The organism is Arthrobacter sp. V1I9 (assembly GCF_030817075.1).
Classification (GTDB): Bacteria; Actinomycetota; Actinomycetes; order Actinomycetales; family Micrococcaceae; genus Arthrobacter.
On the sequence record NZ_JAUSYU010000001.1, the window covers coordinates 2,284,837 to 2,307,022 of the forward strand.

Sequence of the window (22,186 nt, forward strand, 5' to 3'; positions counted from 1 at the left end):
GACGGGATCTCCAGCCTGGGCTTGACCACGGTGGGCTCAGTCACGGTTCAGGACCTTGGTCACAATCACGAGGGCTGCGGCTACCGTCTGGTCGAAGTCCAGGTCGGAGGAATCGAGGGTGACTACGCCGGAAGCGGCCTGCGTGAAGTTGACCACCGTGGAGTCCTTGGCGTCGCGGTGGGTCACCTGTGCCGCCAGCTGCTCGGCGTTCTGGGTGCCGCCGAGCTGGATTCCGCGCCGGCGCAGCCGTGCTTCCTCGCTGGCCGTGAGCAGCATCCGCACTTCCGCGCCGGGCGCGACGACGGTGGTGATGTCCCTGCCTTCCACCACCATCCGGCGGTGGTGCTTGTCAATCAATTCGCGCTGCCGCCGGATGAGCTCGGTCCTGGCCCCAAGGGTTGTGGCCACGGCACTGACTGCTGAGGAGATGGCAGGTTCACGGATGGCGTCTGTGACGTCAACCCCGTCCACGCGGACGTATTCCTCCTGCGGGCCGGTGCTCATGTCCAGGACCAGGTCGCGGGACGCCTGCTCCACCGCCGCACCGTCCTCCAGGTCAATGCCCTTGGTGACGCAGTACCAGGTAAGTGCCCGGTACATCGCGCCGGTGTCCAGGTAGGCAAGCCGGAGCCTGCGGGCTACTTCCTTGCTGACGCTGGACTTGCCGGAGCCTGAGGGCCCGTCGATGGCAACCACCAGCGGCCTGCCGACGCGCAGGGCGGGCAGGGTGTCAAGAAGTTCTTGTGTCATTACTGGAGTACCCGCCATCCGCGGTCGTTGAGTGCTTCGATCAGGTGGTCATGCTTGTTCGGCAACACGGAGATTTCCACCATACCTACGTTTTGGCCCGACGAGTGGTCCAGGCGCAGGTCCTCCAGGTTGACGCCGATTTCACCAATCTCGGTGAGGAGCCGGGCTATCTGGCCCGGTGTATCGTCCACCAGGACGGTAAGCCACGAATACGCCTGGGGAGGCCCGCCGTGCTTGCCGGGAATCCGGGCCTGGCCGGCGTTGCCTTCGCTCATCAGCTGTGCGAGGTCAAGCCTGGCACCCGGGGCAGTTGGCTCTTCGAGCGTGCCGATCAGGCGGTTGAGGTCCTCCCGCACGCCGTAGAGGATCTCGACCACCTTCGCCGCGTTGCCGCCCAGGATCTGGACCCAGAGTGCTGGATCGCTGGCTGCTATCCGGGTAACGTCCCGCAATCCGTTGCCCGCAAGGGACAACGCGTGCAGCGGTGTTCCCTGCAGCCGGCTGGCCAACAGCGATGACATGACCTGGGGCAGGTGCGACACCAGGGCCACAGCTTCGTCGTGTTCGTCTGCAGTGAACTGGGAAACAACTGCTCCGAGGTCCGTGGCCAGTGCGCGGGCGGTCTGCAGGGCCGCCCCGGACGATTCCTCTGAGGGGCATACCACCCAGGGCATCGAGGTGAAGAGCTCCCCGCGGGCTGCGACCGGCCCGGACTTTTCCCGCCCGGCCATGGGGTGTGTGCCCACGTAGCGGGAAAGGTCCACACCGCGGCTGCGCAGCGCCGAGAGGATCCCGGCCTTGACACTTGCGATGTCAACCACCACGGACTCCGGGTAGTCCACCAGCGCTTTGGCCACAACATCTGCCGTGACGTCCGGCGGGGCAGCCACCACCACCAGCTGGGGTGCAGCGCCGGCAAGCCCGGTCAGGGGCTGGCCTGCGCCAATATCCACCGCTACAGCCTGGTTGGTGGGCGAAGGGTCAGAGAGGAAAACCGGCACGCCCCGGCCGCGCAAACCCAGCCCAATGCTGGTGCCCAGCAGCCCCGTACCGATGACCACCACCGGACCGTCCAGGTGCCCGCGGCCCTGGCTGTGGAAAGCGGACATGCCTCAGAGCCCTACGGATGCCAGCAGGTGGCCGACTTCCTGCTTGCCGAGGTTGCGGATGCTTCCCTGGCGCTGGTCACCCAGACCGATGGGACCCACCTTGACGCGGACCAGCCGCAGGACTGGGAATCCGACGGCATCGAACAGGCGGCGGACGATGCGGTTCTTGCCGGAGTGCAGCACTACCTCGATCAGGACGTGGCCCGGAGTGGAGTCAACGAGCCGGAAGGAATCCACCGAAGCGAAGCCGTCCTCCAGTTCCACGCCTTCCTTGAGCTTGGCACCGATGCCTTGTGGGAAGGGGCCCCGGACCTGTACCAGGTACGTCTTGGGCACCTCGTAGGAGGGGTGCGTCAGGCGGTTGGCGAGTTCGCCGTCGTTGGTCAGCAGCAGCAGCCCCTCGGTGGCGACGTCGAGCCGGCCCACATGGAACAGGCGTTCCCCCTGCTGGTTGCGCAGGAAGTCGCTGATGCAGGGCCGGCCCTCGGGATCCTCCATGGTGGAAACAACACCCTTGGGCTTGTTGAACACCATGTACACCAGGTTCTCGTCCAGCTGGATCCGGAGTCCGTCAACGTGGATGACGGCGGTTTTCGGGTCGATGCGGACACCCAGCTCAGTGACGACCTGGCCGTCCACTTCCACCCGGCCCTCGGCAATCATCTCCTCGCAGACGCGCCGTGACGCTACCCCTGCGGAGGCCATGACCTTCTGCAGGCGGACGCCGTCGGCATCATGCAGTTCCGACTGGGGAACCTCGCCGCGCGGGCCCTTTTTACGTGAAGGCCGGCGGACCGGGCCCAGGTTCTGGCCGAAGCGTTCGCTGCCGAAAGCACGGGAAGCTGCGGCTCCCGGGGCGCCGGTACGTGGCTTTGGCTTGAGGGCACCCGGCGTTCCGGGTGCTTTCTTGGCGCCTGGCTTGCGGGCGGCAGGCTTCCGCGAGGAAGGCTTGGCGGATCTGGGTTCCGCGGCTCCGCGGCCTGGCTGGGTGCCGGCGGCGGCCTCGTCCGGATCGATGAAGCGCTCCTCGCGCGGCTTGGGTGCGCGCTGCGGGCGGTCGCTGCCGAATCCGCCGCCGCGCTTGGCGGCGCCGCCCCGGAAGCCGCCGCCCGGGTTGCCTCCCTGGGAGGTGTTGCGCTGTGATGCGTTGCGTTCCGAACCGTTACGTCCCGAACTGTTACGTGGTGAACCCTGGCGTCCCGCCTGTGTCATGACCCGTCCTTCGATATATTGACCGGAAAGGTGTCCAAGGACAACCCTAGCCAGCCGTGCAGAAATTATCTGCGCTTGTAAGTACTCTTGCGTGCAGCCGGAGTGGTGCCCCGGCTATATTCCTTCGGTGTCGTAGAACTCCGCGATGCCGTCCAGCCCCGGAAGGTGCGGGGACAGCTGCGGCAGCTCAGCCACCGAGCTGATTCCCATCCGCTCCAGAAAATATGAGGTGGTCCGGTAGAGGATGGCGCCGGACTCGGGATCCGTTCCCGAGTCCTCGATCAGTCCGCGCTGGGCGAGCGTCCGTACGACGGAATCAACATTGACTCCCCTGATTGCGGACACCCTGGCCCTGGAGACCGGCTGGCGGTATGCAATGACCGCGAGCGTTTCCAGGGCGGCCTGGGTAAGCCTGGCTGTTTGGCCCTCCAGCACATATTTGCCCACGATGTGGGCGAACTCGGCACGGGAGTAGATCCGCCAGCCACCGGCGACCTTCCGCAATTCAAAACCCCGGGGGCTGGAGCCAAAACCAGTTCCACTGGCTTGATCCATATCCGGGGCTTTAACAGTATAGCCGCTATAATCCCGCTGGAGTTCTGCGAGCAGGGCAGCGACGGCGGCAACGGGAAGTTCGAGCCCTGCCGCCAGTTCTTCCTCCGTGGCGGGCTCGTCTATGACCATGAGCACCGCCTCGAGGGCGGCTTTGGCCCCGCCGGGGAGGCTTTCGACGCCCGGCTCCCCCTGGGTGTCAGCTTGGGTTGCCTGCTCAGTCACAACTGCTCCTCGAATTCTTCGCTCAGGTTTTCCGCCGACCATTCCCCGTTCCCGGCAATCCAATGCACTGCCAGGTCCCCCAGCGGCAAGAGCTGGTCGAATGAAACAGCCTTGTCCCGGAACAGCTCAAGGAGGGCAAGGAACCTTGCAACCACCACCAGCGTGGATTCAGCATCGGCGATCAGGGCCCGGAAGGTCAGCGGCGATTCAATGCGAAGCCGCAGGCCCATTACTTCTGCCTGCTCCTTTACGCTGACATGGCCGCCGTGCAGATGCGCAAGGCCCACCTCGGTTGGCTTTGGGGCCTTGGGCTGCAGGGCGGCCTCGGCCAGGCGGGCAAACTGTTCGGGAGTGTGCTTCCAGACGAGCTCGGGAAGCATGGCCGCGAAGTGTCCCTCCAGCGCCACCTGCCGCGGAAAGCGCATGGCCTCCTGGTGCAGGGTTTCGCCCAGGAGACCTGCCACGTGTTTGAAGGCCTTGTACTGGAGCAGCCGGGCGAAGAGCAGGTCCTTGGCTTCGAGCAGCGCGATGTCTTCATCGTTCTCGACCTCCCCGGCGGGAAGGAGGCGGGCGGCTTTGAGGTCCAGCAGCGTGGCGGCGATGACCAGGAACTCGCTGGCCTCATCCAGGGCCCACTCCTCACCCAGCTTCTGCAGGTTACGGATGTACTTGATGAATTCGTCGGTCACCGTAGCTATGGCTACCTCGGTGATGTCCAGCTGATGCTTGGCAATCAGTCCGAGCAGGAGGTCAAAGGGACCTGTGAAATTGGCCAGCCGTACCTCGAAGCCGGGCTTGGATTCGGCCACGGCGTGGCTAGGGTGCGCCGCCGCGCGAAATCAGTTCTTTGGCCAGCCTGCGGTACGCATCAGCGCCCACGTGGTTGCCCGCATAGCTGGTGATGGGCTCCGCGGCGACGGTGGCGTCGGCGAACTTGATGGAGCGCTTGATGACGGTCTCGAAGACTTTGTCGCCAAAGGCCTCCACCAAACGGGTGATGACCTCGCGACTGTGCAGCGTCCGGGCGTCGTACATGGTGGCCAGCACACCATCCACCTGCAGGCGCGGGTTAAGCCTGTCCTGGACCTTGTCGATGGTCTCCACCAGCAGCGCCACAGCGCGGAGGGCAAAGAACTCGCAGATGAGCGGGATGATCACACCGTGCGCGGCGGTCAGCGCGTTAACAGTCAGGAGGCCAAGGGATGGCTGGCAGTCGATGAGGACGACGTCGTAATCGTCTTCCACCTTTTTGAGGGCCCGGTCAAGGACCTGCTCGCGGGCCACCTCGTTGACCAACTGGACTTCCGCCGCTGAGAGGTCGATGTTTGCGGGCAGGAGGTCCACGTGTTCGACGCCGGTCTGGTGAATGGCGTCCCGGATATCCACTTTGCGGTCCATCAGGACGTTGTAAACGGTGAGGTCGAGTTCGTGCGGATTCACGCCCAGGCCGGCAGACAGGGCGCCCTGGGGATCAAAGTCGACCAGGAGCACGCGGCGGCCGTACTCCGCCAGTGCTGCCGCCAGGTTGATGGTGGATGTGGTCTTCCCCACGCCGCCCTTTTGGTTGACCATGGCGATGACGCGTGCCGGACCGTGGGAGGCCAGGGGCGCAGGTTCCGGGAACTCGCGGTAGGGCCGCCCCGTGGGTCCCATTACCGCGTCTTCCAGGTCGAATTGCGTGCCCTCCAGAGTTGCTGAACCCTGTTCGCTGCTCACGTATCTATCCACACTTTCGATGACGTTGATTTCCTGCCGCTGGCTGGCCAGCAACGCTCCTTCTTCTTCCCAAGGTTACAGCGCCCGACACGGTATTCCAGGCAACTTGACTTTCCGCGAATGTTGAGCCTTGACCCTCTAGCTGAAGTAGAAGGTTGCCTATGCCCGGCACCCAAACGCCCCCGCAGCGAGGGCTGCGGGGGCGTTTGCGGGGCTGGGCCTCGCTGTAGGTCAGGCGTTCGCCGGAACCGGCCGTGCCTCGGTTTCGGCGACTGCCGGGGCTGCATGGCCGGCAATCATGGTCTGCTCATCGAAGGGCAGTTCACCCGAGAGGACCTGGTCCACCTGGCCGCCGTCGATCTCCTTGACCCAGGTGCCGATCAGGATGGTGGCCACGGCGTTGCCGGTGAAGTTGGTCAAGGCGCGGGCCTCGGACATGAAGCGGTCGATGCCGACGATCATGCCCACACCGCCCAGCAGTTCAGGCTTGTGTGCCTGCAGGCCCGCGGCGAGGGTGGCCAGGCCGGCGCCGGTGACACCGGCGGCGCCCTTGGAGGCGATGATCATAAAGACCAGCAGGGAGACCTGGGCGCCGAGGTCCAGCGGGGTCCCCCATGGCGTTGGCAACGAACAGGGAGGCCATGGTGAGGTAAATGGCCGTGCCGTCAAGGTTGAAGGAGTAGCCGGTGGGTACCGTGACGCCAACAACGGGCTTGGAGACGCCGAGGTGTTCCATCTTGGCGATCAGGCGGGGCAGGGCTGCCTCGGAGGAGGACGTGGAGAAGATCAGGAGGTATTCGCGGCCCAGGTACTTCATCAGCTTGAAGATGTTGACGCCGGAGACAACCTTCAGGATTCCGCCCAGGATGATGACGATGAACAGGGCGCAGGTGATGTAGAAGGCGGCCATCAGGGTGAACATGCTGACAATAGCCTGGAAGCCGGTAGCACCCACGACGGCGGCGATGGCACCGAAGGCGCCCACGGGGGCAAGCCACATGATCATGATCAGGATGCGGAACACCAGGACCTGGCCGTGGCCGATAGCCTTGAGGATCGGTGCGCCCTGCGGGCCCATCTTCTGCAGTGCGAAGCCAACGAGGATAGCGGCAAACAGAGTGGGCAGGACCGGAATATCCCCCGGGATGATGCCCAGGAGGAAGGCAACGGTGCTGTCTACTTCCGCCTTCTTATTGGGGTCGTAGGCGGCCAGCTTCAAACCTTCGCCCGGGTGGATCAGGTTGCCCACCACCAGGCCGATGCCAAGTGCGAAGGTAGACATGAGCACGAAGTATCCCAGTGCCAGGCCGCCCACCTTGCCCACTGTTGCGGCCTTCGCGATGGAGCCGATGCCGAGGACGATGGTGCAGAAAATGATCGGTGCGATCATCATCTTGATGAGCTTGATGAACCCGTCGCCGAGCGGCTTGAGGGATTTACCAACCTCGGGGAACATCAGGCCCACCACCGCGCCGAGGATGACGGCGGCGATAACGGCGATGTAGAGGTAGTGCGATTTGTCGATGCCCTTGCGCCGCGTCTTCACGGTGTCAAGCGACTCTCCTCGTTGAGAAGCCATGATGTGTCTCCTTTGGATAATCTGATAGACGCTGCGGCACAGTCTCTGGGCTCGACACGTCCTCCGGTGTGATATCCATCATTGGGCACGTGGTGACCCAGCTCACCGTTGCGTTCATATTGGTCGTGGGAGGTACAGATGATCCACCGCTGGAGTATCGCCCGAAGGCTCTTCGTGGCTAACCTGCTGATTGTGGTTGCGTTCATCGCCATCGTTGGAACGGCCACTTATGTGGACGCCCGCGACCGCACCTATAACGAAGCGGGGCAGCGGATGGCCGGGATTGCGGCTTCCATCGCGGCCAGCCCGCTGGTGTTGCAAGCCGCCGCTTCCCGCGACCCTTCCCCCATCCTTCAGCCCTACGCCAAGGACGTCATGGCGGCGACCGGCGTCGACTTCATCACCATCATGGCCCCGGACCGGACGCGGTGGACGCATCCCCGCGACGAGGAACTCGGCCGGCCCTATATCGGCTCCATCGACGCCGCGCTTCGGGGCGAGGCCTTCACCGAGGTTGTCGCAGGAACCCTTGGCCCCTCGGTGCGCACCATTGTTCCCGCTAAGGATGGAACGGGGGCGGTGAAGGCGATGGTGTCTGTGGGCGTCACCGTGCGCACAGTCGATGTTGCCTTCGCCGGGCGCCTGCCCGCGCTACTGGCCATCGGCCTTGCCCTGCTGGTGGGAGGCTCGCTGGCATCGTGGCTGCTGGGGCGTTATCTCCGCGGCGTCACGCGGGGGTGGGGGCCGGAGCAGCTGGCCCAACTTTTCGCCTACTACGAATCGGTGCTGCATTCCGTGCGGGAGGGACTGATCCTCATCGACACAAAAGGCCGCGTAGTGATGTACAACGACCCGGCGGCCGAGCTGCTCGGCCTGGACCGTCCTGGCAGCAAGGACCCCACCCGGCCGCCGTCGCTGGCCGACCTGCCGCTCGAGGAGGGACTGCGGGCCCTGTTCGAGTCAGGGCGCAGCGCCAAGGACGAGATCCTCCTGACCGGTTCCCGCATCCTGGTGGTGAACCAAGGACCCGCCAAGGGGCCCGAGTCCCCGGGAAGCCGCGCAAAAACCCCTGTTTACGGCACCGTGGCAACGCTGCGGGACCGCACCGAAATCGAAGCCCTCGGCAGCGAGCTGGAAACAATGCGCACGCTCTCCGATGCCCTCCGCGCCCAGACGCACGAGCACGCCAACCGGCTGCACACCATGCTTTCACTGCTGGAACTGGGCCGCACCCAGGAGGCCCTGGCCTTCGCGACAAAGGACCTGGAGCTCAGCCAGCAGCTGACGGATGACATGGTCAGCTCCGTGGACGAACCCGTGCTTGGAGCGCTGGTGATGGGCAAGGTGGCCGAAGCCCACGAACGCGGCGTGCAGTTGGATGTGGCCGCGCTCGGCTCAGCAAGTGTGGCAGGAATTGCCGTCCAGGACCTGGTGACCATCCTTGGTAACCTGCTGGACAACGCCATGGATGCTGCCGCGGACGGCCCGCCGCCGCGGCGGGTGGAGCTCACGGTGGAGTCCGATGAGGAAGGACTGGACATCACGGTCCACGATTCCGGGCCCGGTATTGACCAGGCCGCGGCGGAGAACATCCTCCGGCACGGGTTCAGCACCAAGCCGGCGGGCCCCGGCGGCCGGGGCGTCGGGCTCGCCCTGGTGCGGCAGGCGGTGCAGCGCCTGGGCGGCAGCCTGACCATCAATGGACGGCGCGGCGCCAAGTTCGAAGTGTTCCTCCCCGCAGCGGTGCCAGCACAGAAGGAGCACAAACAGTGAGCAACATCCGGGTCCTCGTTGTTGAGGACGAGGCCATCGCGGCCGCCGCGCATGCAGCATACGTGGGGCGGCTGCCGGGCTTCGAGCTCGCCGGCACCGCCCCGGACGGCCAGTCCGCCCTGCGGCTGCTCAGCGAGTTCACGGCCGCGGGAAAGCCAGTGGAACTTGTCCTGCTGGACATGAACCTGCCCGACCTCCACGGCTTGGATATCGCCCGGCGGATGAGGTCGGCAGGAATCCTGGCGGACATCATCGCCATCACGGCGGTCCGCGAACTTGCGATTGTGCGCAGCGCAGTTGCCATCGGCGTTGTCCAGTATTTGATCAAGCCCTTCACCTATGCCACCTTCGCGGACAAGCTGGCAAGCTACCAGCAGTTCCGGCAGCAGCTGGCCGGTCCGCAGGGCGGCCATGGGAAGGCAGGGGCTTCCCAGACGGACGTGGACCAGGCGTTCGCGAGCCTGCGGGCACCATCTGAACTGCCCCTCCCCAAGGGGCTCTCGGTGTCCACTCTGGCGTCCGTCCAGGAGTTCATGAAGCTGCAGCAGGGTGCTGTCTCCGCCACTGAAGTCATGGATGCACTGGGCATGTCACGGGTCACCGCGCGCCGCTACCTTGAGTACTTGGCCGACGCCGGAACTGTGTCCAGGACAGCCCGCTACGGAACGCCCGGCCGGCCGGAGAACGAATACCGGTGGAGCGGCCGCTGACTCCCACGTCCGGTGGCTGAGACTGCCGGGTTCCGTTCGAATCTGTGTATACAGCGCGACCGCAGACCGCAAGAAAAAGTGGCGAATCTCGCCACAAGTGGTTATTTTTGTATACACTGTGGTCATTACCAGCGAAGGGACAGCCAGTGCGAGCCAGCGACCGTGCCTACGCCGCACTCCGTGACGACATCGTGCAGTGGCGGCTCCAGCCAGGCGCATTGCTTGCCGAAGTTGAGCAGGCCGCACGCCTGGGCGTCTCGCGCACGCCCCTCCGGGAGGCGCTGGGGCGCCTGACGGCAGAAGGACTGACGACGGCGGCAGCCGGCCGCGGCGTCGTCGTCACCGATATCTCGCTGGAGGCCATCGACGAACTCTTCGAGCTGAGGGAGACGCTGGAAGGAAAGGCTGCCGCCCTGGCAGCCGAACGGGGCGACGCAGAAGTTTTCCGGAAGCTTGAGGCGGAATTCCGGGCAGCGCCGTCGCTCATCACCGGCACCGCTCCCGCCCTGCAGGACTACTACCTGCTGGTGGACGGGCTGGACTCTGCCGTGGACGCCGCCATCTCCAATTCCTACCTTGCCCAGGCCATGCGCAGCCTCCGGGTCCACCTGGTCCGCATCCGCCGCCTCGCAGCCGACGATGCTGCCCGGCTCACCGCCGCAGCGGACGAACATGCCACCATAGCCGAGGCCATCGCCATCCGGAACCCGCGCCTGGCGCAGGCCGCCACCACCCTCCACCTGCACCGCAGCCTCTCCCACATCAAAGCCACGCACCCATCCCGCTAAGGAGCACCATGGTCAAGGAACACCACGTCCGCGTCTACAAGAGCGAGGAAAACCTGCCCCGCGAGGACCAGCTCGCGCACAAAATCGCCAAGGTTGCCGCCGATCCCGTGGAGGTGCCCGCCGACGTCACGGAGATGGTGATCAACCGGGTGATCGACAACGCGTCGGTGGCAGTTGCTTCGCTGAACAGGGCCCCGATCGTGGCGGCCCGGGCACAGGCACTGACCCATGGCCCCAGCTCCGGTGGGAAGGGCGCAAAAGTCTTTGGGATCGGCGAGCGCGTGTCTCCCGAATGGGCTGCGTGGGCCAACGGCGTGGCGGTGCGTGAGCTGGACTACCACGACACGTTCCTGGCTGCGGACTACTCCCACCCAGGGGACAACATTCCGCCGATCCTCGCTGTGGGCCAGCACGTGGGGTCAACCGGCCGGGACCTGGTGCGGGCAATTGCCACCGGGTATGAGATCCAGGTGAACCTGGTGAAGGCAATCTGCCTGCACAAGCACAAGATCGACCACGTTGCCCACCTGGGCCCTTCCGCCGCTGCGGGAATCGGCACCCTGCTGGGGCTCGACGTCGAAACAATCTTCCAGTCCGTGGGCCAGGCGCTGCACACCACCACGGCCACGCGGCAGTCGCGCAAGGGTGAGATCTCCACCTGGAAGGCCCACGCCCCGGCGTTCGCGGGAAAGATGGCCGTCGAAGCAGCTGACCGGGCGATGCGCGGCCAGACCTCGCCCGTTCCCATCTACGAAGGCGAGGGACGGTGTGATCGCGTGGCTGCTGGACGGTCCCGACGCCTCCTACCAGGTACCCCTTCCCGAAGCCGGCGAAGCCAAGCGCGCCATCCTGGACACGTACACCAAGGAGCACTCCGCGGAATACCAGGCGCAGGCCTGGATCGACCTTGCCCGGAAGCTGAAACGTGAGCACCCTGGGGCTACGGATCCGGCGAACGTGAAGTCCGTGCTGATCAGGACCAGCCACCACACCCACAACGTGATCGGTTCCGGGGCCAACGATCCGCAGAAGTACAGTCCCACTGCCTCGCGGGAAACCCTTGACCACTCCATCCCCTACATCTTCACTGTCGCCCTGCAGGACGGCGCCTGGCACCACGTGGACTCGTACTCCCCCGCCCGCGCCGCCCGGCCGGACACGGTGGAGCTGTGGCAGAAAGTCAGCACCGAAGAAGACCCTGAGTGGACCCGCCGCTACCACTCTCTCGACATCAGCGAAAAAGCCTTCGGCGGGTCCGTGGAAATCACGCTCACCGACGGGACGGTCATTACCGATGAGATTGCCGTCGCCGACGCCCACCCCCTGGGCGCCCGCCCCTTCGGCCGGGAGCAGTACGTCACCAAGTTCCGCACCCTCGCCGCGGGCCTGGTGGAGGAAGCTGAAATCGAAAGGTTCCTTGCCGCCGTCGAACGCCTGCCGGAGCTCGCCGCCGGCGAGCTGGACCAGCTGAACATCACCGCAGCGCCTGGCGTCATCGACTTCGCTGCCGCACCCAAGGGACTGTTCTGATGCTGTATTCCAAGGTCACCCCTGAACAGAAGCGGATTCGGTTCCGCGAACTGCTGGCCGCCGGGACCATTGCGCAGTTCCCGGGTGCGTTCAACCCGCTCTCGGCACGGCTGATCGAGGAAAAGGGTTTCGCCGGTGTCTACATCTCCGGCGCGGTCCTTGCCAATGATCTTGGTTTGCCGGACATCGGCCTGACCACCCTCACCGAAGTTGCCACCCGGGCCGGGCAGATCGCCCGCATGACTGACCTGCCCGCCATCGTGGACGCCGATACCGGCTTCGGTGAACCGATGAACGTGGCCCGCACCGTGCAGGAAATCGAGAACGCGGGCCTTGCCGGGCTGCACATCGAGGACCAGTTCAACCCGAAGCGCTGCGGCCACCTGGACGGCAAGAACGTGGTGGACCTGGAAACTGCAACCAAGCGGATCCACGCTGCAGCCGACGCCCGCCGGGACCCGAATTTCCTGATCATGGCCCGCACCGACATCCGGGCCGTGGACGGGCTGGAGGCCGCGCAGGACCGCGCCCGGGCGCTCGTGGAAGCCGGAGCCGATGCCATCTTCCCGGAGGCAATGAAGGACCTCAGCGAGTTCCAGGCCATCCGGGAAGCCGTGGACGTGCCCATCCTGGCCAACATGACAGAGTTCGGTAAAAGCGACCTGTTCACCGTGGACCAGCTCCAGGGCGTCGGCGTGAATATGGTCATTTATCCGGTGACCCTTCTCCGTAGTGCCATGGGCGCTGCCGAGCGTACGCTGGAATCGATCAGGGCTGAGGGCACGCAGGAGGCGCAGGTAGGAAGCATGCTGACCCGCACACGGTTATACGATCTGGTTGACTACGAAGGCTACAACCGCTTCGACAGCGGAGTGTTCAATTTCCGGATCCCCGGGGAGTAGGGAAAACCGCGCCGGCTCCGGCCGGCACAACAGGCGACAGGAACGAAGGAGTTTCAGCATGGCTGAAGAGGACATCAAAAAAGGTCTTGCCGGCGTCGTGGTGGATTACACGTCCGTCTCGAAGGTCAACCCGGACACCAATTCCCTGCTCTACAGGGGCTACCCCGTCCAGGAGCTCGCCGCCAGGTGCAGCTTTGAGGAAGTGGCCTACCTGCTCTGGAACGGTGAGCTGCCGGATCAGCAGCAGTTGGCGGAGTTCACCGCGCGTGAGCGGGCCGGCCGGGCCCTGGACCCGGTGGTCAAGCAGGTCATCGACGCGCTGCCGGAGAGCTCCCATCCGATGGATGTCTGCCGGACTGCTGCCTCGGTGATGGGCGCCCGGCACCCCCTGGCAGAAGACTCCTCCCGCGAGGCCAACATGGCCAAAGCCACCGACCTGTTCTCGGCCATGCCGGCGGTTGTGGCTTACGACCAGCGCCGCCGCCACGGGCAGGGTCTCATAGAGCAGCGCGATGACCTGGGCTATTCCGCCAACTTCCTCTGGATGACCTTTGGCGAGGAACAGGTGCCGGAGGTGGTGGAGGCCTTTAACGTCTCGATGATCCTCTACGCCGAGCACTCCTTTAACGCCTCAACCTTCACGGCCAGGGTGATCACGTCCACGCTGGCGGACCTGCACTCTGCCGTCACGGGCGCCATCGGCGCTTTGAAGGGACCGTTGCACGGCGGCGCCAACGAGGCTGTGATGCACACCTTTGACGAGATCGGGATCCGGCCGCAGGAATCTTTGGAGGAAGCAGCGGCCCGCGCCAAAGCATGGATGGAAGACGCGCTGGCCTCGAAGAAGAAGGTCATGGGGTTCGGGCACCGCGTGTACAAGCACGGCGACTCCCGGGTGCCCACCATGAAGGCCGCGCTGGACAAGATGGTTGCCCACTACGGCCGGCCCGAGCTGCTGGGGTTGTACAGCGGGCTGGAAGCGGCGATGGACGAGGCGAAGGGCATCAAGCCGAACCTCGACTATCCAGCCGGCCCCACCTACCACCTGATGGGGTTCGACACCCGCACCTTCACTCCCCTGTTTGTGGCCAGCCGCATCACCGGATGGACCGCGCACATCATGGAGCAGCTGGACGCCAACTCTCTGATCCGTCCGCTGAGCGAATACGTGGGTCCGGAGGAGCGGCACGTTCCATAGGCTGGCGGCAATAGCGTACGACGGCGGGCTGTCCCTGGGCGGGCAGGCCGCCGTTGCCTGTTACCGGCTTATGGCAGCGGGCTTTCCGACGAGGCGACTGATTCATTGTCGGCGTCCATGGTCACGACGACGTTGACCCTGCCGCCCTCCAGCACCACGGGCAGCCAGTGGTCGGCGTCCTGCCACATCCTCTCCACGGGGAGGGTGTCCACGCGGAACCACTCAGGCAGGATTTCGTCGCTGGGGGCCGGCTCGCCCTTCCATGCGCGGGCGGTATAAAGCCTGGTTTTCATGTCCCACTCAGGCCGGGCCGGGAACACAAAGTGCACCACGCCCGCGTCCGCGAGGTCCTCCACGTGCACCGAGACGCCGGTTTCCTCGAAAACTTCCCGGATGACCGCTTCGCTGTCGTTCTCTCCCGGCTCCACGTGGCCGCCGATCCCGACGATTTTGCCTTTGCCGAAACCGGTGCGCTTCATCCCCAGCAGGACCTCGGGGCCGTCCGGCCTGTCCCGGAGCAGGAAGCAGAGGGTCACATTGGCTGCAGTCATTGAACAAGCCTAGTTGGGCCACGGCATGGAGATAACGGTGACTGGACCAATTGGGACATCCATCCTCGCCCTGTTCCTGGGGGCCGTGGAGCTCACCCGCAACGTGATGGCCTGACGGCTCAACGGTCCCGGCCGGCGGGGCCTCAGCCCAAGGCCCGCGGGTGCGCTGCCGCGTAGATCTCGCGCAGGGTGTCTGCTGTGACCAGCGTGTAGACCTGGGTGGTGGTGACCGAGGCGTGCCCCAGCAACTCCTGGACCACACGGACGTCGGCCCCGCCCTCGAGCAGGTGGGTCGCGAAGGAGTGCCGGAGGGTGTGTGGTGAGACGTCCTTGGTGATGTTGGCCTTTTCAGCGGCCGCCTTCAGGATGGTCCAGGCACTCTGGCGGCTGATCCGTCCGCCGCGGGCATTAAGGAACAAGGCCGGCGTCCCTTTGCCCTTGGCCGCCAGGAGCGGGCGGCCACGGACCAGGTAGGCATCGAGCGCCCGGGCGCCGTACGAACCCAGCGGTACCAGCCGTTCCTTGGACCCCTTGCCGAAGAGCCGTACGATGGCGGGCCCGGTCTCCGGCTCCTGCAGGGAGATGTCGTCCACGTCCAGGCCCACAGCCTCACTGATACGCGCCCCGGTGGAGTACAGGAATTCCAGGAGTGCCCGGTCGCGCAGCCCGGTAGCGGTGTCGGTTCCGGCCGCTTCCAGGATCCTGGTCACTTCGTCCACGCTGATGGCCTTCGGCAGCCGCTTCCCGGGCATGGGTGGATGCACGTCGCTGGCAGGATCCGTGGGGGTGAACCCTTCCAGGGCCCAAAACTTGTGCAGCCCCCTGACGGCGACCACTGTCCTGGCGGCGGACCGCACGCCCAGGGAGGATCCGCCGTCGGACCCGTCCGACAACGCCCGGACGTAGCCCGTCACGTGGTGGCGGGTGATGTCCCCGGGGCGGCCGCAGCCGGCGGCGGCGAGGTAACGGGAGTACCGGGCCAGGTCCCGGCGGTAGGCCGCCAGCGTGTTGGCGGCGACGCCCCGTTCCACGCCCAGGTGCTGGAGGTAGTCCGTGATGCCGCGGTCGATGGCGGTCGGCGGGGAAGCTGGCGGCGGGTCGCTGACCTGCGCGGGGGCGTCCTGGAGAAGTCCGGCAGGAGCCAGTTCAGCAGAAGGACCAGGCACCATCAGCGCTGGCTGGGGTGCGCGGGCCAGGGCGCGTCTGCCGGGCGGAGATTGGCGTATCCCCCAGCCCGGGCGGCCGCGGCGGCAAGGATCCCGACGACGGCGGACGGGTTGTGGAGCCTGCCGGTCAGTACCGATTCCACGGCGTCGTCAAGGTTGATCCAGTGGAACTCGATCTCGGCTTCCTCGTCCGTCCGCTCATGGCGTTCATGGTGCGGTACGTGGGTGAGGTTCCGGGCCAGGTAGATCCTGATGGCCTCGCTGGAGGAACCGGGTGAGTTGAAGAAATCGGCCAGGACATTCCAGGTGCCGGCGGCGAGATCTGCTTCTTCCGCGAGTTCACGGGCCGCGCCCACCACGAAGTCCTCGCCTTCGACATCCAGCAATCCGGCCGGAATCTCCCAGAGGTTCATGCCCACGGGGTGCCGGTACTGCTTGAGAAGGAGGATCTCGCCGTCGTCATTCATGGGCAGGACGGCCACGGCGCCGGGGTGTTCAATGTAGTCCCGGGTGAGGGCCTCACCCGTGTCCTGAAGCTGGAAACTGTCGCTGACCACGTCCCAGATCCGGCCCTCGTAGACCTTTTTGGTAGACAAAAGACGGCGCGGGCTCGGTGCATCCGAAACCTTTACAACAGGGGTGGTTTCAGGTGTACCGGGCATCACGCCGTCCTTATATTCGTGCGGAACTACTTAGCGGCTACCGTACCGGACTGCTCGGCCTCCGGGGCAACAGCACCCAGGCCGGCGGCCGTGTCGGCTCCCTCCTGGTGGTCCAGGGCTGCCTTGACCAGCCCGGCGAAGAGCGGGTGCGGCCGGGTGGGGCGCGAGCTCAGCTCAGGGTGCGCCTGGGTGGCCACGTAGTACGGGTGGACGTCGGCGGGAAGCTCGACGAACTCCACCAGCTTGCCGTCCGGGGACGTGCCGGAGAAGACCAGCCCTTCGGCTGCGATCTGGTCCCGGTACTTGTTGTTGACCTCGTAGCGGTGGCGGTGGCGTTCGCTGACGGTGGTCTTGCCGTACGTCCCGGCGATCACCGAGCCGGCGTCGAGCTTGGCCTCGTACAGGCCCAGGCGCATGGTGCCGCCCAGGTCGCCGCGGCCCTCGACGAACTCCAGCTGCTCTTCCATGGTGGCGATGACGGGGTACTTGGAATCCGGCTCGAACTCGCTGGAGGACGCTCCTTCCAGCCCCACAACGTTGCGGGCGTACTCGATGACCATGCACTGCAGGCCGAGGCAGAGTCCCAGGACAGGCAACTTGGTTTCGCGGGCAAACTTGAGGGCACCCAGCTTGCCCTCCAGTCCGCGGATGCCGAAGCCGCCCGGGACGCAGATGGCGTTGACCCCGTCCAGCGCCTGGATGGCACCTTCGCGGGTTTCGCACTCGTCCGAGGGGACCCAGCGGATTTTGACCTTGGTGTCGTTGGCGAAACCGCCGGCGCGCAGGGCCTCGGTGACGGACAGGTAGGCGTCCGGCAGGTCGATGTACTTGCCCACCAGGGCAATTTCGACGTGGTGCTTGGGGTTGTGGACAGCCTCAAGCAGCTTGTCCCAGCTGGTCCAGTCCACGTCCTTGAAGGGAAGGTCCAGGGCACGCACGATGTAGGAGTCCAGGCCCTGGGTGTGCAGCGTCTTGGGGATGTCGTAGATGCTGGGCGCATCGGCGGCGTTGACTACGGCGTCGATGTCGACGTCGCACATCCGGCCGATCTTTTCGCGCATGGCGTCCGGCACTTCACGGTCCGAGCGGATAACGATCGCTTCGGGCTGGATGCCGATGGAGCGCAGGGCTGCGACGGAGTGCTGGGTGGGCTTGGTCTTCAGTTCCTGGGAGGGTCCGATGTACGGCACCAGGGAGACGTGCAGGAAAAAGACGTTGGTGCGGCCGATGTCCTGGCGGACCTGGCGGGCCGATTCGAGGAATGGCTGGGATTCAATATCGCCGACGGTGCCGCCGATTTCGGTGATGATGACGTCCGGGGCGTTTTTGCCTTCGGCGGGCAGGCGCATGCGGCGCTTGATCTCATCGGTGATGTGCGGGATGACCTGCACGGTGTCTCCGAGGTACTCGCCGCGGCGTTCCTTGGCGATGACGGTGGAGTACACCTGGCCGGTGGTCACGTTGGCCGAGCCCTCGAGGTTTTCATCGAGGAAGCGCTCGTAGTGTCCGATGTCCAGGTCCGTCTCCGCACCGTCGTCGGTGACGAAGACTTCGCCGTGCTGGAAGGGGTTCATCGTGCCCGGATCCACGTTCAGGTAGGGATCGAGCTTCTGCATAGTTACAGACAGGCCGCGTGCCCGCAGCAGATGACCGAGGCTTGATGCCGTCAGTCCCTTACCGAGCGAGGACGCCACACCACCGGTTACGAAGATGTGTTTGGTCGTCTTGGAGGAGCCCGGGAACCGGGAATTTACACGGGAATTTGATCGCTGCACCACGGAATTCGAGCCTATCATCAAATGAGCCTTCCACGGGTCCGGAACTGTTTCCCCAAATGATCCAGTCTGGGGGTGCGGGCACCCGGTAAGCAAGGGGTTGCGGGGTTTCGGGACAAGTGTCCCGGGGCCGGGTCAGGCCCGCTGCGGCAGCAGTTTGGCGTCGTCCAGCAGCTCCTGCGCATGTGCCTGTGCGGACTCCGAGTCCTCCTGGCCGGCCAGCATCCGGGCCAGTTCACGCACCCGTTCCGGGCCGTCGAGGAGGCGGACATCACTTGAAGTGAACCCGGTGGCAGTTTTGCCGTCGGCTCCCCTGACCGAGGTCTTCGTGACAGTGATGTGCTGGTCCGCGAAGGCGGCCACCTGCGGCAGGTGCGTCACCACCAGCACCTGCACATGGCGTGCCAGCATGGCCAGCCGGCGGCCGATCTCGACGGCGGCACGTCCGCCCACTCCCGCGTCCACCTCGTCAAAGACAAAGGTGGGAACAGGGTCCACGGCGGCCAGCACCACCTCGATGGCCAGCATCACGCGGGACAGTTCACCGCCGGATGCCCCCTTGCCCAGCGGCCTGGCCGGAGCACCTGAATGCGGCTGCAGCAGGAAGCTGATCTCGTCCGCGCCATGCGGTCCCAGCTGGCCGGTGCCCTCAAGGTTGATCACCAGGGTGGCGTCGGCCATGGCCAGGGCTTTCAGCTCAGCGCTGACGCGTGAGGAGAGCTCCTTGGCGGCCTTGGTCCTGATCCTGGTGATCCCAGCCGCCTGCTTCTGCAGGTCCGCCTCGGCCCGGACCACCTCGGCGTCCAGGCTTTCGATGCGGGTTGAATCGTCCTGCAGCTCGTCAAAGCGCACCCGGGCGTTTTCGGCCCACTGAAGGACTTCGTCGATGGAGGGGGCGTACTTGCGGATCAGCTTGGCCAGGACAGAGCGGCGGTCCTCGATCTCGGCGAGCCGTTCCGGGCCTTCGGTGTCCAGCCCGGCCTGGTAGCTGGCCAGTTCGGTGGCGATATCGTTCAGCAGGAACCCCACCTCGGCCAGCCGTGCCGCTGCGGAGCCGAGTTCCGCGTCGTGCTCAGCCACGTGCTCAAGGGTCCGCTTCGCGGCATCCACCAGTGTGGTGGCATCTCCTGCGTCACCGAAATCCTCGGCAATCAGGGCCTGATGTGCAATGCTCGCGGCAATTCGAAGCTCCTCAACGTTGGCCAGCTTCACTGCCTCTGCCTTAAGGAGTTCGTCCTCCGCCGGCTGAGGATCCACTTCGTCGATCTCAGCCAGTGCCGCCTCCAGCGATTCGGCTTCACGGAGCCGGTCCCGGGCGGCACTGCGCAGCGTGTCCAGCTCGGCCTGGCTGGATTTCCAGTGGCTGTAAAGATCCTGGTAGGCGCCCAGCGGGCCCGCCAGCGTTTCGCTGGCGAACTTGTCCAGTGCGCCGCGCTGCGCCGCGGCGCCCTTGAGGCGGATCTGGTCCGACTGGCCGTGGACCACAACCAGCGTTTCGCCGATCTCGGCGAGGACCCCCACGGGGGCGGCCCGGCCGCCCAGGAAAGCACGGCTGCGGCCGTCCGAACCCAGCCGGCGGGCGAGAATGAGCTCAGCGCCGCCGTCGAACTCTTCCGCCTCCGCGCCGGCCTCGAGGGCACGCGCGATGGCGGGGTGGCCGGCGTCGAGCTTGAGCACTGCCTCGGCAGTTGCGCTCTTGGCGCCACTGCGGACGGCACCGGCATCCGAACGGGCTCCCAAAAGGAGGCCGACGGCGGTGACCACCATGGTCTTGCCGGCGCCGGTCTCGCCGGTCACCACGCTCAACCCGGGGCCAAGTGGCAGTGTTGCGTCGGTGATGACGCCCAGATCGCGGATTCTCAGTTCTTCAAGCATGGTTCACTTTGCGGTTGAGGGATCGGGGTCAATGTCGGGCTGGCCGCTGTGCGGCAGCTGAAGGGGCGGCATGGGCCGCGGAGTGCGGACGATGGGAATGGGGCCGGTGTGGATGGCTTCTGCCTTGGGGACAGGCCCCCGCCAGCCGTGGATGGGCAGTTCGAACTTCCGCACCAGCCGGGCCGAGAACGGGGTCTGATGGGTGCGGGCCAGCCGCACAGGAGTGGCTGACTTCGTGACTTCCACCCTGGCGCCTGGCGGCAGGTCCACGGAGCGCCGGCCATCACACCAGAGGACACCCTGGGCATCTGTGCGGCTGAGGACTTCGACGGCGAGGCGGGAGCGGGGCGACACCACCAGCGGCTTGGCGAAGAGTGCGTGGGCGCTGATGGGAACAATGACGAGGGCCTCCACCTCCGGCCAGACCACGGGACCACCCGCGGAAAACGCGTAGGCCGTGGACCCCGTAGGGGTAGCCACCACAATGCCGTCGCAGCCGAAGGACGTGAGTGGTCGTTGGTCCACCTCGGTGACCACCTCGAGCATGCGTTCCCGGTTGGCCTTCTCGATCGCGGCCTCGTTGAGCGCCCAGGTATGCCAGATCTTCTGGCCGCGGACCCACACCTGCACGTCGATGGTCATGCGCTCTTCCACCGTGTACTCGCGGCTGGCGATCCACTCGACGGTCTGGGCGAGGTCCGCCCGTTCACTTTCGGCAAGGAAACCTACGTGGCCAAGGTTCACACCCAGCAGCGGCACGTCCACCTCCCGTACCAGCTCAGCGGCGCGAAGGATGGTGCCGTCACCGCCGAGGACCATCACCAGTTCAACGTCCGGGAGCTGGACGTGGTCGTGGAGGACTTCAACCGGCTGGGCGAGGTGCCCGAAGAACCGTTCCATGTCACCCAGCTCGGACTCCTGCATCACCGGGACAATCCCGGAGGCCTGCAGCTGGACGCAGGCCTCCCAGGCGGCCTTCAAGGATTCCTCGCGGCCGGTGTGGGCGAGGACCAGTACACGCCTGCTCATCAGGTTCCGCTTTCTAGTGGTTGTGCCAGATACGTCCGAGCAAGGCAGCGGCGGCTGCGTCTCGCTCTTCGATCTTAGGCAACTCTTGGCTGATCCTGCGTTTTATCCACAGGAAGTATTCGACGTTTCCGTCCTGGCCCGGCAGCGGGCTCTGCGCAAGGCCGTGGAGCTCGAGGCCTGCGTCCTGCGCTGCCCGGGCCACTTTTTCCACCGCCATCCGGCGTTCCCGCTCCGAGGTCACCACACCGGTGCGCCCCAGCCGGTCCTTGCCAATTTCGAATTGCGGCTTCACCATCAGCACCAGGTCACCGCCGGGTTCGGTGCACTCCGCCAGCGGCTGCACCACCAGGCTCAGCGAAATAAAGGACAGGTCAGCCACGGTGAGCGCTGCCGGGCCGCCGATATCTTCGGGGTTCATGTACCGCACGTTGAGTCCTTCGTGGACTTCCACGCGGGGATCTTCCCGCAGCCGGGGCACCAGCTGGCCGTGCCCGACGTCGACCGCCACCACGAGCGCGGCGCCGCGCCGGAGCAGGACATCAGTAAAGCCGCCGGTGGAGGCACCGGCATCAAGGCACCTTTTCCCGGTCGGCGAAACCTCAGGGAACGCATCCAGTGCGCCGGCCAGTTTATGCCCGGCGCGGCTCACGTAGGTGTCCTGCTCGTCGTGCTGGACCACGAGGTCCTTGTCCTCGGTCACCTGGAGTGATGCCTTGCCGAGCACTTGGCCGGCAGAGCTTACTTTTCCTTCGGCTATCAGCGTGGCGGCGTGCGTGCGGGACCGGGCAAGGCCGCGCGCAACCAATGCCTGGTCAAGGCGCACCGGCATCAGGCGCCGTCCGAACTCTTGATGCGGGCGCGGTGATGCGCCGCCGGATCTGCGTCCAGGGCGGCGCGCAGCTCATCATGGAGTTCGCTGTAGGCCGCCTCGTGCTCTGAGACGGGGGTCTGGGGCAATGCGTCCAGGCGTCCCAGGGACTGTTGTACCAAGTGGTCCGTTACCTCGGCCTGGCTGGTGGGCGGCCAGTCCAAGGAGGGCTGGGCTGCTGCGGATTCGTCAGGGTGGCTCAGCTCAGTCATTCAA

Annotated in this window: 18 protein-coding genes and 3 pseudogenes; 6 read left to right on the forward strand and 15 right to left on the reverse strand. The window is 65.6% G+C overall.

The features are described 5' to 3' along the window. Positions 1-36: 36 nt before the first annotated feature. The 7 genes and pseudogenes from cmk to QFZ70_RS10845 form a co-directional block, all read right to left on the reverse strand. Entirely contained in the window at positions 37-750 is a 714-nt protein-coding gene (gene cmk, locus QFZ70_RS10815; RefSeq protein ID WP_307095510.1) for a (d)CMP kinase, read from the reverse strand. Continuing rightward, complete coding sequence (locus QFZ70_RS10820) at positions 750-1,859, reverse strand: prephenate dehydrogenase (protein ID WP_307095511.1); 1,110 nt, start codon at positions 1,857-1,859, stop codon at positions 750-752. Before QFZ70_RS10820 ends, cmk begins: the two co-directional genes overlap by 1 nt. Before the next feature lie 3 nt (positions 1,860-1,862). Further along, positions 1,863-3,071 carry a pseudouridine synthase gene (locus tag QFZ70_RS10825; RefSeq protein WP_307095513.1) on the reverse strand — a complete coding sequence of 403 codons (1,209 nt, stop codon included), beginning with the start codon at positions 3,069-3,071 and terminating at the stop codon, positions 1,863-1,865. A gap of 114 nt (positions 3,072-3,185) precedes the next feature. Beyond that, positions 3,186-3,848, reverse strand: a complete 663-nt coding sequence (locus QFZ70_RS10830) for an SMC-Scp complex subunit ScpB (RefSeq protein WP_307095515.1) — start codon at positions 3,846-3,848, stop codon at positions 3,186-3,188. Beyond that, positions 3,845-4,657: a ScpA family protein gene (locus tag QFZ70_RS10835; protein WP_307095516.1), complete on the reverse strand. Its 813-nt coding sequence runs from the start codon at positions 4,655-4,657 to the stop codon at positions 3,845-3,847. The genes QFZ70_RS10830 and QFZ70_RS10835 overlap by 4 nt, the downstream gene beginning before the upstream one ends. 7 nt (positions 4,658-4,664) lie before the next feature. After that, positions 4,665-5,564 (reverse strand): ParA family protein, encoded by a 900-nt coding sequence (locus tag QFZ70_RS10840; protein ID WP_307097856.1) that lies wholly within the window; start codon positions 5,562-5,564, stop codon positions 4,665-4,667. A 231-nt stretch (positions 5,565-5,795) separates the two neighbouring features. After that, positions 5,796-7,143, reverse strand: a pseudogene (locus QFZ70_RS10845) (cation:dicarboxylate symporter family transporter). Between the two features lie 138 nt (positions 7,144-7,281). Between QFZ70_RS10845 and QFZ70_RS10850 the strand changes: the two are divergent. The 6 genes and pseudogenes from QFZ70_RS10850 (at position 7,282) to QFZ70_RS10875 (ending at position 14,044) form a co-directional block, all read left to right on the forward strand. After that, positions 7,282-8,916 carry a sensor histidine kinase gene (locus tag QFZ70_RS10850; RefSeq protein WP_307095518.1) on the forward strand — a complete coding sequence of 545 codons (1,635 nt, stop codon included), beginning with the start codon at positions 7,282-7,284 and terminating at the stop codon, positions 8,914-8,916. After that, positions 8,913-9,626 carry a response regulator gene (locus QFZ70_RS10855; RefSeq protein WP_307095519.1) on the forward strand — a complete coding sequence of 238 codons (714 nt, stop codon included), beginning with the start codon at positions 8,913-8,915 and terminating at the stop codon, positions 9,624-9,626. The genes QFZ70_RS10850 and QFZ70_RS10855 overlap by 4 nt, the downstream gene beginning before the upstream one ends. A 146-nt stretch (positions 9,627-9,772) precedes the next feature. After that, positions 9,773-10,427: pseudogene (locus tag QFZ70_RS10860) on the forward strand (GntR family transcriptional regulator); the annotation flags it as partial. After that, a pseudogene (locus tag QFZ70_RS10865) lies at positions 10,423-11,944 on the forward strand (MmgE/PrpD family protein). The pseudogenes QFZ70_RS10860 and QFZ70_RS10865, both read left to right, overlap by 5 nt. Continuing rightward, positions 11,944-12,846: a methylisocitrate lyase gene (gene prpB / locus QFZ70_RS10870; protein ID WP_307095522.1), complete on the forward strand. Its 903-nt coding sequence runs from the start codon at positions 11,944-11,946 to the stop codon at positions 12,844-12,846. The pseudogene QFZ70_RS10865 and the gene prpB overlap by 1 nt, the downstream one beginning before the upstream one ends. 58 nt (positions 12,847-12,904) lie before the next feature. Next, positions 12,905-14,044, forward strand: a complete 1,140-nt coding sequence (locus tag QFZ70_RS10875) for a bifunctional 2-methylcitrate synthase/citrate synthase (protein ID WP_307095524.1) — start codon at positions 12,905-12,907, stop codon at positions 14,042-14,044. A gap of 68 nt (positions 14,045-14,112) precedes the next feature. On the opposite strand, the gene QFZ70_RS10880 is transcribed toward QFZ70_RS10875, so the two are convergent. From QFZ70_RS10880 to QFZ70_RS10915, 8 genes are all read right to left on the reverse strand, one after another. Next, a complete protein-coding gene (locus QFZ70_RS10880; RefSeq protein ID WP_307095525.1) occupies positions 14,113-14,595 on the reverse strand; it encodes an 8-oxo-dGTP diphosphatase in 483 nt (160 codons plus the stop codon). A gap of 143 nt (positions 14,596-14,738) precedes the next feature. Continuing rightward, on the reverse strand, positions 14,739-15,764 hold the full coding sequence (xerD, locus tag QFZ70_RS10885) for a site-specific tyrosine recombinase XerD (RefSeq protein ID WP_307095527.1): 1,026 nt from the start codon (positions 15,762-15,764) through the stop codon (positions 14,739-14,741). After that, positions 15,764-16,423 (reverse strand): NUDIX hydrolase, encoded by a 660-nt coding sequence (locus QFZ70_RS10890; protein WP_307095529.1) that lies wholly within the window; start codon positions 16,421-16,423, stop codon positions 15,764-15,766. Before QFZ70_RS10890 ends, xerD begins: the two co-directional genes overlap by 1 nt. A 26-nt stretch (positions 16,424-16,449) precedes the next feature. Continuing rightward, positions 16,450-18,219 carry a CTP synthase gene (locus QFZ70_RS10895; protein WP_307095531.1) on the reverse strand — a complete coding sequence of 590 codons (1,770 nt, stop codon included), beginning with the start codon at positions 18,217-18,219 and terminating at the stop codon, positions 16,450-16,452. 114 nt (positions 18,220-18,333) lie between these two features. Continuing rightward, complete coding sequence (recN, locus tag QFZ70_RS10900) at positions 18,334-20,073, reverse strand: DNA repair protein RecN (protein WP_307095533.1); 1,740 nt, start codon at positions 20,071-20,073, stop codon at positions 18,334-18,336. 3 nt (positions 20,074-20,076) lie between these two features. Beyond that, positions 20,077-21,102, reverse strand: coding sequence for an NAD kinase (locus QFZ70_RS10905; protein ID WP_307095534.1), 1,026 nt, complete (start codon positions 21,100-21,102; stop codon positions 20,077-20,079). 13 nt (positions 21,103-21,115) lie between these two features. Next, entirely contained in the window at positions 21,116-21,931 is an 816-nt protein-coding gene (locus tag QFZ70_RS10910; protein ID WP_307095536.1) for a TlyA family RNA methyltransferase, read from the reverse strand. Next, positions 21,931-22,182, reverse strand: a complete 252-nt coding sequence (locus tag QFZ70_RS10915) for a hypothetical protein (protein ID WP_307095537.1) — start codon at positions 22,180-22,182, stop codon at positions 21,931-21,933. The genes QFZ70_RS10910 and QFZ70_RS10915 overlap by 1 nt, the downstream gene beginning before the upstream one ends. Positions 22,183-22,186: the final 4 nt, after the last annotated feature.

Bases quoted from the DNA above. Each gene is read 5' to 3' on its own strand.
- cmk (WP_307095510.1), bottom strand. From the start codon at position 750: ATGACACAAGAACTTCTTGACACCCTGCCCGCCCTGCGCGTCGGCAGG.
- QFZ70_RS10820 (WP_307095511.1), bottom strand. From the start codon at position 1,859: ATGTCCGCTTTCCACAGCCAGGGCCGCGGGCACCTGGACGGTCCGGTG.
- QFZ70_RS10825 (WP_307095513.1), bottom strand. From the start codon at position 3,071: ATGACACAGGCGGGACGCCAGGGTTCACCACGTAACAGTTCGGGACGT.
- QFZ70_RS10850 (WP_307095518.1), top strand. From the start codon at position 7,282: ATGATCCACCGCTGGAGTATCGCCCGAAGGCTCTTCGTGGCTAACCTG.
- prpB (WP_307095522.1), top strand. From the start codon at position 11,944: ATGCTGTATTCCAAGGTCACCCCTGAACAGAAGCGGATTCGGTTCCGC.
- QFZ70_RS10875 (WP_307095524.1), top strand. From the start codon at position 12,905: ATGGCTGAAGAGGACATCAAAAAAGGTCTTGCCGGCGTCGTGGTGGAT.
- QFZ70_RS10880 (WP_307095525.1), bottom strand. From the start codon at position 14,595: ATGACTGCAGCCAATGTGACCCTCTGCTTCCTGCTCCGGGACAGGCCG.
- xerD (WP_307095527.1), bottom strand. From the start codon at position 15,764: ATGGTGCCTGGTCCTTCTGCTGAACTGGCTCCTGCCGGACTTCTCCAG.
- QFZ70_RS10890 (WP_307095529.1), bottom strand. From the start codon at position 16,423: ATGCCCGGTACACCTGAAACCACCCCTGTTGTAAAGGTTTCGGATGCA.
- QFZ70_RS10895 (WP_307095531.1), bottom strand. From the start codon at position 18,219: ATGATAGGCTCGAATTCCGTGGTGCAGCGATCAAATTCCCGTGTAAAT.
- recN (WP_307095533.1), bottom strand. From the start codon at position 20,073: ATGCTTGAAGAACTGAGAATCCGCGATCTGGGCGTCATCACCGACGCA.
- QFZ70_RS10905 (WP_307095534.1), bottom strand. From the start codon at position 21,102: ATGAGCAGGCGTGTACTGGTCCTCGCCCACACCGGCCGCGAGGAATCC.
- QFZ70_RS10910 (WP_307095536.1), bottom strand. From the start codon at position 21,931: ATGCCGGTGCGCCTTGACCAGGCATTGGTTGCGCGCGGCCTTGCCCGG.
- QFZ70_RS10915 (WP_307095537.1), bottom strand. From the start codon at position 22,182: ATGACTGAGCTGAGCCACCCTGACGAATCCGCAGCAGCCCAGCCCTCC.